The following is a 13,202-nucleotide window of genomic DNA, read 5'->3' on the forward strand; positions in this document are numbered from 1 at the left end:
GTTCAGCAGGAATCAGGTCCTTTAAAAAATCAATATCCTTTGCTTCCACTTTTTTATAATTCATCTTAGCCAACCATCCTTTCTGGTGTTTCAATGGCTTCAGGCATCGCCAGGGTTTTCCCGACGGCAGCGCTTTCCGGAGCGGCAATCATTTTTAACAGTTCGGGGATGATTTCGTATAAATCGCCGACCATGCCGCAATGGGCAATATTAAAGATTGGTGCTTTGGGGTCATTATTGACCGCGATGATATATTCGGAATTCTGCATCCCGGCGGCAAACTGGACGGCACCGGAAATACCCAGGGCAATGATCAGTTTCGGTTTAACGGTTCGGCCGCTGAGGCCAATCTGCAGGCGGGCATCAAACCAGCCGGATTCGATGCCGGGCCGGGTACAGGCCACGGTAGCGCCGATTTTTTCAGCAAACTCATGGATCATCTCCAGATCTTTTTCGCATTTTACGCCCCGACCAACCGCGATAATGGTTTCGGCTTCCGAAAGATCAAGGCCTTTTTCTTTTTTAATGACTTCCAGCACTTCAATGGCTGAAATCAGTTTCTCTTTGCCGATTTCCATCACTTCGACACTGCCCCAGGGCGCTTTAACCAGTTCCGGAGCGGAAAATACTTTATAACGGACGGTGCAGAACTGGGGTCGGGTATTTTCAGTGACAATCTGGGCCATAATATTACCGCCAAAGGCTGGTCGAATCTGAACCAGATCGGTATTTTCTTTCATTTCCAGAATGGTGCAGTCAGCAGTGAGACCGGTGCGGTAACGGGCGGCCACCCGGGGTGCCAGGGAACGACCGACGTTGGTGGCACCAACTAAAATCGAAGATGGTTTAACCTTTTCGATAAAGTCTTCCAGGACGTTGGCATAGGGTTCGATCACAAAATGTTTAAGTTCCGGCTGATCGTAGACAAATACCTTGTCGACCCCGTAGCTTAGCAGTTCGCTGGCGGCGGCGGTGATATTGGTCCCCATAAACAGGGCGTAAACCGGATGACCAATCACAGCGGCCAGTTCCCGGGCCTTGCCGATCAGCTCAAAGGTGACCGGATGAATCTTGCCTTCAATGTGATCAACATAGACGGTAATGCCTTTGTACAGGCTTTTGTCGATGGCGATCTTTTCATCTTCTTCCAGTTCCAGCACGCCGGCTGGTCCATTTTTTAAACACATCTTGCACATTTTACAGGCGGCGGTGACTTCCAATCTTGCGTTTACATATGAAAAGGCATCGAAGGGACAAATTTCTGCCAGTGCCTCAAAGGTTTTTTGATCAACGTTTTCCTTGATTATTTTAATTCCTGCCATGATTTTATTCCTTTCTAGCCTAACTATTTTTACTCAGATATTTTTTTTCAGTTAAAATGCCATGAAGCGCTGTTGCCAGAGCTGGTCCATCGCCCTCAAAGCTGGTTTTTTCGACGTTGCTTTCCGGCGGGAAGATGCGTTCCACCTGGGTTGGTGAGCCGCTGAGGCCATATTTTTTGGCATCGGTGTCGTACATATCTTTCAGGGTCAAAACTTTAATTTCGGGATTTTCGGAAATTTCCAGTTTTCGTTTATAGGAAGGTAAGCGCGGGGTGTAAATGTCCTTGTCGACGGTGATCAGGCAAGGGTATGGCACCCGTTGGATTTCCAGGGATTCTTCCATGTTCATTTGCAGGGTCAGGCCCTTTTCATCCGCCACCAGAATTTTAATGACGTTGGTAACGTGGGGAATGCCCAAAAATTCGGCCATTTCCGGACCAACCTGGGCGGTATCGCCATCGGTGGTCTGCTTGCCGCAGATGATCAGATCAAAATCACCCAGTCTTTTAGCCCCCTGGGCCAGGGTATAACTGGTGGCGACCACATCGGCCCCGCCAAATTTTCGGTCTGATAATAAACAGCCCTCGTCAGCGCCCATATAGAAAGATTCAAAAAGCACTTCTTTACTTTGCATCGGACCCATTGACAAGGTGGTAATGGTGCCGCCCAATTGTTCTTTTAAGCGAAATGCCGTTTCCAGACCAAATAAATCATAGGGATTCAATTTTGATTCAACCCCATCACGAATCAGGACACCTGTTTCCGGATCCACTTCCACGTTGGACGTTCCCGGAACCTGTTTGATACATACCAGTATTTTCATACTCACCCTCCATAAAATAAATTAAATTGACAATTGCGATAGTACCGTGAGCTTTGTTCGATGTTTTTCATTTCGCAAACGCCTGATTATGCAAATCATTGTTTAAGTTAAGACCTAGCGAAATTTCTTTTGCTGTCCATTTGTGAAACAGACAGCAAGGAAAATGTTCTTTCATCATCAATTCCGCTGTCGACTGAGCTGGTCAGTCGACGATAATAGTTAAACCCTCTTAAACCCATTCATAAACCACTTGACAAATTTCTGATAAAATTCTACTATTGGTCTGGTGGTCAGACCACTAACCTGTTGCCATTATATTTGTTTCGTAAATATTTGTCAAGTAATAAAATAACGTTTTCAGAAATTATTTTTTTTCTGATCAGGTTGTCAAAAGAGTTAACCTAGTACCGACAATTGTTACATCATGTTGTACGCATCGGAGCGGACACGGCGTAGCCTGTCCGATTCCGCGGCGAACAACAGATTAACAATTGGTCGGTACGGTAGTTTAGTGACAACCTCTTCAAAAATTATTTGTTTTCCCACTTTTTATCTTTTTGAATTTTAAAAGCGGCTGTGGTACAATGGTTTATTATGATCCTTACTAGAAAACTAAGAGAAAACGAAAAAATTGAATGAAATGAAGTGACTTTTAGATGTTTAAAGAAATTGCACACACGAAAATATATTTGCAGATCCTCGAGCAGATTAAAGAAAATATTATCCGGGGAAATTTAAAAAGCGGCGACCGGCTGCCCTCGGAACGGCAATGGGCAGAACAGCTGGGGGTTTCCCGGGCAACCATCCGGGAGGCGATCCGGGCCCTGGAGATGATCGGTCTGGTGGTCTGTCAGCAGGGCGAAGGTAATTTTATTGCCGAGAATTTTGAAAATACCCTGACCCAGCCGCTGACAATTATGTTCTGGCTCAGCAATGGTCAGCTCAGTGAGGTCCAGGAACTGCGGCGGGCGCTGGAAACCGAAGCGGCTAAACTGGCCGCCAAAAAAATGACGCCGGAGCGGTTTGCCAGTCTCGAAAAAATATGTGATGCTATTGAAACCGAAACCGACGAGTCGGTCCGGGCGGAACTGGACAAGCGCTTCCACTATGAGATTGCCATGGCCTCGGAAAACAAGATGATTCATAACGTCCTGCTGTCCTCGGCCACCCTGATCGAAGCGCTGATCAAGGATATCCGGATTGCCATTCTCGACGATACCGAACGGGGACCGATGATTGACAAACAACACCGCAATATCTTAAACGCCCTGAAACAAAAGGAACCCCTCAATGCCGCCTTTGCGATGTCCCAGCACATGGATCTGATTGACGGATTTGTGTCCGGGCTGGAAATTGATGAACACTGAAAAAGTGCGGCATGAGCGAATTCATGCCGCACTTTTTCAGTATTAGAACGCCTGCGATTCGAGTCTTTTGCCCACCTGAACTTGTGGCAAAGCGATCGCTCCGGCAGCAACCATAAAAATTACCAATAATTTTTTAAATGAAGTCTGGAGGTAAATAAATTAAAATTAAAAAAGCTTTATTTCTAGTATTAGGGTGTATCAGCCTGGTGCTTGTGGCTATTGGCGCCTTTTTGCCAATGCTGCCCTGTGCGCCCTTTATACTGCTGGCCACCTTTTGCTTTACCAAAAGTTCTGACCGTCTTCATGCCTGGTTCATTCAGACAAAACTTTACCAGAATAATTTAGAATCCCTGGTTAAAGGCCGGGGAATGACAAACAAGGCCAAATTACGAATCATTTCAATTGTGACCGTTACGATGCTGTTCGGTTTTATCATGATGCGGGCGACGACAATTGGGCGAGTGGTTTTAAGCATTATCTGGATCTGCCACCTGCTTTACTTTGTGTTTGGAGTCAAAACCATGGATGAAAAAGAACTTGTCAATGATAAAAAAAGCCAGACGATGTGATCCGTTCACCATCGTCTGGCTTTTGTTTAGTTAATTTCTTCAATTTAATTTATTTCAAATTTTCTAAAAAGCTGATTTATCCAAGCGCCTGCTATTGAGCCAGGAATTGCTTTAGAACCTGTTCAACGACTGCGCAACCACCCACTGTATCGGATTCGATATTGAGTGGCATAATCGGGTCATGGAGGGACATTCGCAGCAGACACCAGCCGTTGCCGGCGGCCTCATCACAGCTGACCCGGACCCCTTCATAGTTGGGTTGCACCACCGTCCAGCCGGGTTGGCTGGCAGCGAATTGGGCAAATTCGGCCAGCACCTTTTCACCATAAGACTTAAAGTCCTCAGCGACGATCTTTAACCGGATTTCCTTGGCCTCGGCCGGTTCTTTGAGTCCGGCCAGAAACGAACTGATCGGCTTGCCGGCCTGATGCAGCTCGGCAAACTTGATCAGCGCCATGGTGACCAGGTAGGCCCCATCATCGAGAAAATAGTTTTCTTTGATGGCCCCGTGGCCACTGGTTTCCATCGCCAGATGGGTTTCGATACCGGCATTATTTAAACGGATGGCCTCGTTAATAACATTTTTATAGCCCCGTTTAAAGCGATGATGCTGCCCGCCCCGGCTTTCAATATACTCGGTTAACCCGGTGGACGTAATCGAATCGGTAACGATCGTCGAGCCGGGATAATCGGCCAGCAGGATGCTGGCAATAAAGGCAATAAAACCATTGCGATTGATGGCATGACCCTGTTCGTCAATAATCGCGGCCCGATCCACATCGGTATCAAAGATAATCCCCAGATCGGCCTGGTTATCCTGCACCGCTTTGGTGATATGGGCGATGGCGACGGCATCTTCCGGGTTGGGTACGTGGTTGGGAAAATGGCCGTCGGGGTCCAGATACTGGCTCCCGGTGGTGTCGGCCCCAAGGGGCTTAAGCACCTGGTCAACAAAAAATCCACCGGCCCCGTTACCGGCATCAACCACAATTCTGGCGCCGGCCAGCGGCTGCTCGGTGCCGGTTTTGGTCCGAATAATATTTAAAATATTCTGCGAATAGCTGGGCAGAAAATCATAGTCCAGCGCCTGTCCGCCCGGGGTAAAGCCGGTTTCAATGGTCTCGGCCAGTTCCAGAATGGCGCTGATATCCTCTTTATTAAGGCCGCCATCTTTAGTAAAAAACTTCAGCCCATTGCGGTTAAAAGGCAGATGACTGGCAGTCACCATCACTGCCCCGTCGGCTTGCAGCAGCGGATCGATGGTGGTCATAAACATCGCCGGGGTGGTGGCAATGCCGCATTGATAGACCTTGTTGCCCTTACTGACCAGCCCCAGGGCTACCGCCTGGGCCAGATGTGGCCCGGACAGCCGGCTGTCCCGGCCGATGGCAAAGGTTAACGGGGTTTTCCCCAGCTTTTGCTCCAGCCAGGTGGCAAAGGCAAAGGCAATTTTCATGGCCATGTCCTGGGTAAAATTGACTTCCTCCCCGGGAATCCCATCAAGGGCAACGCCCCGGACATCGGAGCCATTCTGTAATTTTCTGATATCTTTAATTTCCATTTAGCCAACTAGAGAGGCGCACATGACCGCTTTGATCGTATGCATCCGATTCTCGGCCTCATCAAAGACCTTGGAATGTTTGCTGCGGAAAACCTCATCAGTAACTTCCATTTCGGTTAGCCCGAATTTTTCCTTGACTTCCCGGGCGACGGATGTTTCCTGATCATGGAAGGCTGGTAAACAATGGAGGAAGATCACCTCATCATTACCCGTTGCTCGTATCATCTCCATATTAACCTGGTATGGCGATAACAGCTTGATCCGCTCGGCCATCTGATCCTCTTCACCCATCGAGACCCAGACATCGGTATAGATGGCATCGGCGCCGTTGACCCCGGCTTTTATGTCGGCAGTCAGGGTGATGGTTCCCCCGGTTGTTTCACAGAGAGCTTTCATTTCGGCCACCAGCGCCTCTTCCGGGAACAGTGATTCCGGGGCTACCGCCACAAAATGCATCCCCAGCTTGGCACAGCCGATCATCAAGGCATTACCCATATTGTTGCGGGCATCCCCGACATAAACCAGTCGTTTGCCTTTAACTGCGCCAAAATTCTCCTGAATCGTCAGCATATCAGCCAGTACCTGGGTGGGGTGGTCTAAATCGGTTAAGCCGTTCCAGACCGGTACCCCGGAATAATCTGCCAGCATCTGAACCGTTGTTTGTTCAAAGCCGCGGAACTCAATGCCGTCATAAAAACGACCCAGAACGATGGCGGTATCCTCAATCGATTCTTTTTTGCCCATTTGACTGTTGGTTAAAAAGGTGACGTTGGCCCCTTCGTCAAAGGCGGCTACTTCAAAGGCACAGCGGGTCCGGGTTGAGGCTTTTTCAAAAATCAGCACAATATTCTTGCCTTTGAGCAGATCGCCCACCACCCCTGCTTTTTTCTTGGCTTTCAGTTCGGCTGCGTAGTCGATCAGATACTGTATTTCCTCTGGGGTAAAATCCTTTAGTGTCAATAAATGACGTCCTTTTAAATTCATAATGCTTCCTCCGTTTATCTCTTGTTAAGCTTATTTTAACTGATTGTTCATACCTTTAGCAAGGTAACATTCTCTCGAAATTAGATTGATCGGTTATTCCAGAGTACCGTGAGCTGCGAAATCAAAACCCATCCCGATACAGGGGCATGGTCATGCAGCGGGGACCGCCCCGGCCACGGACCAGCTCGGATGCTTCGATGCCGATGACTTCGATGCCGTTTTGACTGAGCACCTCATTGGACTTCTCATTTCGGGCATAGGCGACGATGACCCCCGGGGCAATCGCCAGGGTGTTGGTGCTGTCGTTCCATTGTTCCCGGGCCGCGGCAACCGGGTTACCGCCACCACTCTCAATCAGGTTAATGGCTGGCAAACCGAGCACTGATTTCAGGGCTTCTTTAAGACTGTCTTTGCGCTCGTAATGCAGATAGTCTTTTTTGCCGGGCGTCATGATGACCGTTTCCACCTGTTCCAGAATCCCCGGGTAGACAATGAATTTATCAACGTCCACCATCGTAAAAACGGTGTCCAGATGCATAAAGGCGCGGTTGCTGGGAATTTTTACGGCCAGCACCTTTTCGATGCCGAGATCGGCATTAAAGAGGTTTTTAGCCAGTTCCTCAACCCCCTGAACCTCGGTCCGTTCGCTGCAACCAACCGCCACCACCGTCGGGCTTAAAATCAGGATATCGCCGCCTTCAACTGAAAAGAAGTTGGTATCCTGGTAAAAGGTTTTATTGCCACAGCTGGCAAACAGCGGGTGATGCTCATAAATCGCGGACATATAGCGACTTTCCCGTTTTCGGGTCCGGGTCGCCATGGCGGAAATACACATCCCATCATGAATAGTCACGGCCGGGTCCCGCATAAAATATAAATTAGGCAGCGGGTTTAAATAAAAAGCATAGGGTTCCGGGCCTTTTAAATAATCGGTCAAGACCAGATGCCGCTCCATATGGCCCAGTTCTTTTTGCAGCACTCCGGCAATCAGGGCATCGCCCAAGGCATTGCTGTCCAGAGACATCAGATACTCATTTAAAAAGCCATCGATATAGTTGCCCGATGAAGGATTCTTGTCGATGACTTCGGCAATAATGCTCTCCCGGACGGCGGTATTTTTTAAAATGTCTTTTAATAAATCCTCCACATACAGCACCTCAGCCCCCCGTTTTCTGAGGATCGCGGCAAAGGCGTCGTGCTCCTCCTGCATCCGTGCCAACCAGGGGATATCCTCAAACAATAATTCTTTGAGGGAGTCCGGCACAATCCGTTCCAGTTCTTTTCCCGGCCGGTGAACCAGGACCTTTTTCAATGTCCCTATTTCTGATTCTATTTTTAAGTTCTTACCATTCATGTTTTATCTCCAATTTTGTAATACCCGGTTATTATACCATCGGTTTAATCAAAAGCCTACCATTTAAGACAACAAAAAAAGAAGAACCCGAGTTCTTCTCCTAATGTGGAACTTTTTATCTTGTCATTATGAAACCAATAATGCGCTATCAGTTTCACCCTCATCTAGTAATACAATTTTTACACTTTGAGTTAAAAGATCGGAATAACTAAAAGACAATTTCTGTTCTTTTCTTTTATCCTCTTGAACTCGTACAGTAAAAATACTGGGATAAGTGCTTTCAATTACCCCTTCTTTTTGGTAGAGTTTTTTCTTGCTCTTATGTGCTTCAAGTTTGACTCGTCTGCCCAAGTAATTTTCCACCTCGCGTCTAATGTCCATAATGGTTGCTTTTGGCATGAACTTCACCTCTCTGTGGTTTTCTCTACGTCAGTATACCACAGATTTGGTGAAAAGTAAAATTTTTTATTATAACAAGGCCTGGTTTTTTTGTCAATATGTAATTTTGATTTTCGTTTACATCTTGTTTAACGTTTACATTTCTTAAGTTTTCATCTTCTCATTTCATCAATGTCTGACCTTCAATAACTAATCAATGTTTTTTCTTGGGGGCATTGGGGTTCGGATCTGGGGTTTCGTTAAAGAGCGAATACATTTCCTTCCCATAGCGCAAGGCTTCCACAATCCGCATCGGGTTATGCAACCAGATAGCGTCATCCAGTCTGGTCAGTACTTCAAAGGACTCGAATCCCCAGGTGCATAAAACCGGCAGCATTCCGGCTCTCAGAGCGGTTTCATAATCAACGGTGGAATCTCCGACAAATAAACACTCCTGCGGTTTTACGCCCATTTTTTCAGCCAGTTTCAAGGTTGTGAGCGGATTCGGTTTTCGCAGTTCATCCCTTGTAAAACCAATGACATCGACAAAATCATAATCCTTGAACAGGCCATGAATCAGGGACTTTGCTGCTGCATCCGGTTTATTGGTACAAACGCTGAAGGGAATATCATGTGCTTTTAAATAATCCAGCAGTTTTGTGATTCCCGGATAGGGTTTCGTTTTATTTCTGTAATTAGCCGCATATTCAGCTTTAAGCATTTCCGTTAATTCGTCCACAAACGGATCATTTTCACGATATTTTTCAGGCACGGCATCCCGGACTAAGTTTCTTAAGCCTCTGCCAATCAGTTTTTTTCCCTCTTCATAGGAATGGGTTGGTAAACGATTATATTTCAGAATCGCATTGACCGAATCAATCAGGTCTTCCAGTGAATTAACCAGCGTCCCGTCCAGATCAAAGATTATCCCCTTATATTTATGCATGTCGTCCTCCTCTTATGCTATTGCATGTTTTTTTATTATTATACCCCATTTTTTCAATAAATTTTGTTTTTTTAACAGGTTTAGATTATAATAAGATTATTCTTTTCTCTGGAGGTATTATTTTGGGTTACAAGGAAGATAATTATCTGAATCTCAGTAAATCTTTAATTAAAAAACTTGAAAAACGGAATTTTAAAGGCTATTTTTGCAGGACCGCCATTGAGGCACTGGAACTGGCCCTGTCGCTAATTCCCAGCGGGGCCAGTGTGACCCATGGCGGTTCTGAATCGATCAAAGAAATCGGCTTACTTGATGCTGTTAAAAATGGCGATTATCAATATATTGACCGTAGTCTTGCTAAAACCCAGCAGGAAAAAAGAGAGGTAGTTGCTCAGGGCGTGCTGGCCCACACCTTTCTGACCGGAACCAATGCCATCACCATGGATGGCGAACTGGTCAATGTGGATGGGATGAGCAACCGGGTGGCGCTGATGTGTTTTGGCCCCGAACAGGTGATCGTCATCGCCGGCATCAACAAGGTGGTTGCCAATACCGATGCTGGGGTATATCGGGCCCAGAATATCGCTGCTCCGGTAAATGCCATTCGTTTAAGTGCTAAAACCCCCTGTTATGATACCGGAAACTGCGCCCAGTGTCATGCCGATGACTGCATGTGCGCAAACATCGTCATCACCCGGCACAGCCGCATCCCTGACCGGATCAAGGTTATTCTGGTGGGGGAAAATATTGGCTACTGAAATGAACAATGAAACTAACACCTTGAATACCCTAAATGCTTTAAATCAAGCCTTTTCGCTCTATCCTCAAACTATGAAAAAAGAACCTCGGGTGGCTTATGCCGGCACCCGGGGTTCTTATGGCGAAGAAGCCAGCCTGGCTTTTTTTAAACAAGATTGTCAATTATTTGCCTTTAAAACCTTTGAGGATGTTTTTGTGGCGCTGAGCCAGGGTTTTATTGATTACGGGGTGCTGCCCATTGAAAACTCATCCACGGGGTCGATTGCTGCCGTTTATGACCTGCTGTCCCGCTATCAGTATTATATTGTTGGTGAAGAAGAGATCAAAGCCCGGCACTGTTTACTGGCACCAAAGGGAGCCAGCGTTGAGACGATCACCGAGGTTTACTCCCATCCCCAGGGATTTTCCCAGTCCGAGGAATTCCTGAAGGACTATCCCCACTGGAAATGTATTCCTTACTTCAATACCGCCATTGCCGCCGAATACGTGGCCGAAAAAAATGATCCCGCCATGGCTGCCATTGCCAGCAAACGGGCCGGGGAAATTTATGGCCTGGAAGTCTTAGCTGAAAACATCAACTTTTCCCAAACCAACGTGACCCGCTTTGTGATTATTTCCCGGGATATTGAACTGTTTGAAAACCCCAGCCGGGTCAGTATTGCCTTTCATCTGCCCCATCGTCCCGGAGCACTCTATGAAATCATCGGGATCTTTTCGGTTTTTTCGTTGAATCTCTGTAAGATCGAATCCCGGCCACTGTTAAAAGAGAACTGGGAATACCTTTTTTTCATCGACTTCACCGGCAACATTTCCCAGAATACCCTGGTCAACCTGCTACCGATCATTCAGGAAAAGGCCGAATATTTTCAGTTTCTGGGCTATTATCCGCAGTTTGAAGAAAAATAGCATTATCTAATCACATCGCGACAAAACCCCAGGTTTTTACGACACATCATCGTCGTTAAACCTGGGGTTTTTATATTTACTACTTAATCATAAAAGGCCATTCTGACCTGTCCATTGGCGTCAACTGCGGGGCTGTAATCGTCGGAGTGACATTTGGGACAGCGGGCTTTGGCAGCAAAGCGGTAATGCCCGTTCTCACAGGCCCCGGCAATCGCTTCCACCTTTTCCTGATAAGAGAAAGCTGGATTCTGGTCGTTAATTTTTTCTTGAATCGCTTCCTGACGGATCGCTTTTTCTTCGCCACAGGTGTCACAATGAAGCAGTTCAAAATTCAAACCACCGCCTTCTCGCACTTCAAACTCAGTCTGGCATTGATTACATCGTGCTTTAAATTGTCTGCCCAATTTTACCGCCTCCTATTTTAATAATACTAATGCTTTAAGCTAATAACTGTAAGACCCCCTGGGGCTGCTGGTTGGCTTGCGATAGCATTGCCTGAGCTGCCTGAGTCAAAATATTGGTTTTAGTGAATTGCATCATTTCTCTGGCCATGTCGACATCGCGGATTCGGGACTCCGACGAAGACAGGTTTTCTGAGGATGATTCCAGATTCTTGATGGTATGTTCCAAGCGGTTTTGATAGGCTCCCAGCCGGGAACGCTCCGCGGACACCCGGGAGATCGCCGAATCACAGGAGCCAATGGCCGCATTGGCGGCGGTGTGACTATTGACGTTTAAACTGGCAATGCCCAGAGCGGCCGCCCGCATATCGCTGGTTAACAGTTCCATTGACTGGCCGGTGTTGGCGCCGATCTGAATACTAAAGGACTGGGCCGCTGAATCGGCCAGATCCGGCCAGGTGATGTTAAAGCCCGACATTGGTTGCTCAACTTCGGCGGCTCCAGCACCAGCGGCTTCCGGCATAATCGACTCGGCTGTTTTGGCATTAGCTGGTGTGCTGGTAGCATCCGCACCGGAGGCCGAACCTGTGTCTGTTTCTGCTCCGGCATTCAAAACAACACCTGTTTCTGAGAGCAATGTTGCCATATTTGTTACATCACTTTTAAATGAATTTAACCATGCTGCCGTATCTGCAAATGCGCCATCTTCAGCTAAGGCAATATCCAATGTTTTTGCTGGATTGGCTGCTAAATTTTGCAAAATCACATCAACGCCGGTATTAGATTGCTCCTGCAGATACCGGACCGCCAAATAAGCTGCGGAATAGTCATGGCTATTCCCGGCTCCCCAATCCTCAAATCGACCTGCCGTTATTTGGCCGACAACTGCGGCCACGCCGGCATCGTTATTTCCGCCACCGAGGGTTTGAATACTGCTTTCTAGCCGTTCATCGCCGCCATGGGTAAATTCAGCCACCCCCTCAATAAACCAGGTGGACAAATCCCCCATATTCATCGTCGATGCCATTACCGCATGGGTAATCTCATGAGCAATGACCCGGTCGACATACTGGTAATAGGTGCCACCATCCATGGTATCTGTGGGCTGAGCATAGGCCAGATTGATTTTTAAATTCAGATCGGTAGCCGCCTTTCCGGTGATGTTGGGATTACCATGGGTATCCGCACTTGGCATATAACCGGCCTCAACCATAGCGGCGTAAGAACTAGAAGAATCATTGACAAACTCCACAGTCATATTGATACCGCTGGCGGATATCCCATAACTATTAAATACCAGTTGTTCCGCTTCATCGAGCCACCACTTTTTCAGGCTGGAAATCAGATTCTGCTGATCGGCCGCACTAACCGCGGCATTGCCCTGATTAAGCAGCTTCTTGGTATTAAATTCGGTATTATTGCCAATCCGGTCAACCTCACTGGCCAGCTGATCGATCTCGCTTTGAATGGCCGTCCGATCGGCAGTGGCATTGACGTCATTGGCGGCCTGCACCGACAGCTCCCGCATCCGCTGGATAATCGAATGGGTTTCACTGAGGGCTCCTTCTGCGGTTTGGATCAGCGAGATGGCATCCCGGGCATTATTGCCGGCCTGCCCCAGGCCCCGGATCTGGCCCCGCATTTTTTCGGAAATCGCCAGACCGGCGGCATTATCCCCAGCCCGGTTAATGCTCTGCCCGGAAGACAACTTTTCCAGGGACTTACTGGCCTGGTTAGTATTATTGGTCAATTGTCGATAATTGTTAATTGCCATGATATTATGGTTAATTCTCATTTAGTCACCTCCTCTCCGATTGAATCTACCTAGTAAT

General features: G+C 47.4%; 13 protein-coding genes. 4 read left to right on the forward strand and 9 right to left on the reverse strand.

Annotation, left to right across the window (positions count from 1 at the left end; genetic code table 11):
- Positions 1 to 65 precede the first annotated feature (65 nt).
- The gene (lctC, locus tag ACEW8F_RS14650; RefSeq protein ID WP_373484208.1) at positions 66 to 1,322 is read right to left on the reverse strand and encodes a lactate dehydrogenase subunit LctC; all 1,257 of its coding nucleotides are present in this window, start codon (positions 1,320 to 1,322) and stop codon (positions 66 to 68) included.
- Positions 1,323 to 1,341: 19 nt separating this feature from the next.
- Positions 1,342 to 2,145: a lactate dehydrogenase subunit LctB gene (lctB, locus tag ACEW8F_RS14655; protein WP_373484209.1), complete on the reverse strand. Its 804-nt coding sequence runs from the start codon at positions 2,143 to 2,145 to the stop codon at positions 1,342 to 1,344.
- A 656-nt stretch (positions 2,146 to 2,801) separates the two neighbouring features.
- Between lctB and ACEW8F_RS14660 the strand changes: the two genes are divergently transcribed.
- Positions 2,802 to 3,512 (forward strand): FadR/GntR family transcriptional regulator, encoded by a 711-nt coding sequence (locus ACEW8F_RS14660; RefSeq protein WP_373484210.1) that lies wholly within the window; start codon positions 2,802 to 2,804, stop codon positions 3,510 to 3,512.
- A 164-nt stretch (positions 3,513 to 3,676) separates the two neighbouring features.
- Complete coding sequence (locus tag ACEW8F_RS14665) at positions 3,677 to 4,081, forward strand: YbaN family protein (RefSeq protein ID WP_373484220.1); 405 nt, start codon at positions 3,677 to 3,679, stop codon at positions 4,079 to 4,081.
- Between the two features lie 91 nt (positions 4,082 to 4,172).
- On the opposite strand, the gene ACEW8F_RS14670 is transcribed toward ACEW8F_RS14665, so the two are convergent.
- The 5 genes from ACEW8F_RS14670 to ACEW8F_RS14690 form a co-directional block, all read right to left on the reverse strand.
- On the reverse strand, positions 4,173 to 5,642 hold the full coding sequence (locus tag ACEW8F_RS14670; RefSeq protein ID WP_373484211.1) for a phosphomannomutase/phosphoglucomutase: 1,470 nt from the start codon (positions 5,640 to 5,642) through the stop codon (positions 4,173 to 4,175).
- On the reverse strand, positions 5,643 to 6,626 hold the full coding sequence (gene argF / locus ACEW8F_RS14675) for an ornithine carbamoyltransferase (RefSeq protein WP_373484212.1): 984 nt from the start codon (positions 6,624 to 6,626) through the stop codon (positions 5,643 to 5,645).
- 121 nt (positions 6,627 to 6,747) lie between these two features.
- Positions 6,748 to 7,980 (reverse strand): arginine deiminase, encoded by a 1,233-nt coding sequence (locus ACEW8F_RS14680; RefSeq protein WP_373484213.1) that lies wholly within the window; start codon positions 7,978 to 7,980, stop codon positions 6,748 to 6,750.
- Between the two features lie 126 nt (positions 7,981 to 8,106).
- Positions 8,107 to 8,379, reverse strand: coding sequence for a Veg family protein (locus ACEW8F_RS14685; RefSeq protein ID WP_373484214.1), 273 nt, complete (start codon positions 8,377 to 8,379; stop codon positions 8,107 to 8,109).
- Between the two features lie 193 nt (positions 8,380 to 8,572).
- Complete coding sequence (locus tag ACEW8F_RS14690) at positions 8,573 to 9,304, reverse strand: HAD family hydrolase (RefSeq protein ID WP_373484215.1); 732 nt, start codon at positions 9,302 to 9,304, stop codon at positions 8,573 to 8,575.
- 122 nt (positions 9,305 to 9,426) lie between these two features.
- On the opposite strand from ACEW8F_RS14690, the gene ACEW8F_RS14695 reads away from it, so the two are divergent.
- Together ACEW8F_RS14695 and pheA are read left to right on the forward strand one after the other, a co-directional pair.
- A complete protein-coding gene (locus ACEW8F_RS14695) occupies positions 9,427 to 10,062 on the forward strand; it encodes a lactate utilization protein (protein WP_373484216.1) in 636 nt (211 codons plus the stop codon).
- On the forward strand, positions 10,052 to 10,969 hold the full coding sequence (gene pheA / locus ACEW8F_RS14700) for a prephenate dehydratase (RefSeq protein ID WP_373484217.1): 918 nt from the start codon (positions 10,052 to 10,054) through the stop codon (positions 10,967 to 10,969). The genes ACEW8F_RS14695 and pheA overlap by 11 nt, the downstream gene beginning before the upstream one ends.
- Before the next feature lie 83 nt (positions 10,970 to 11,052).
- On the opposite strand, the gene ACEW8F_RS14705 is transcribed toward pheA, so the two are convergent.
- Together ACEW8F_RS14705 and ACEW8F_RS14710 are read right to left on the reverse strand one after the other, a co-directional pair.
- On the reverse strand, positions 11,053 to 11,373 hold the full coding sequence (locus tag ACEW8F_RS14705) for a hypothetical protein (RefSeq protein WP_373484218.1): 321 nt from the start codon (positions 11,371 to 11,373) through the stop codon (positions 11,053 to 11,055).
- 34 nt (positions 11,374 to 11,407) lie between these two features.
- Positions 11,408 to 13,165, reverse strand: a complete 1,758-nt coding sequence (locus ACEW8F_RS14710) for a flagellinolysin (RefSeq protein WP_373484219.1) — start codon at positions 13,163 to 13,165, stop codon at positions 11,408 to 11,410.
- Between the last annotated feature and the right edge of the window lie 37 nt (positions 13,166 to 13,202).

This window comes from Acetobacterium sp., assembly GCF_041752335.1.
Classification (GTDB): Bacteria; Bacillota; Clostridia; order Eubacteriales; family Eubacteriaceae; genus Acetobacterium.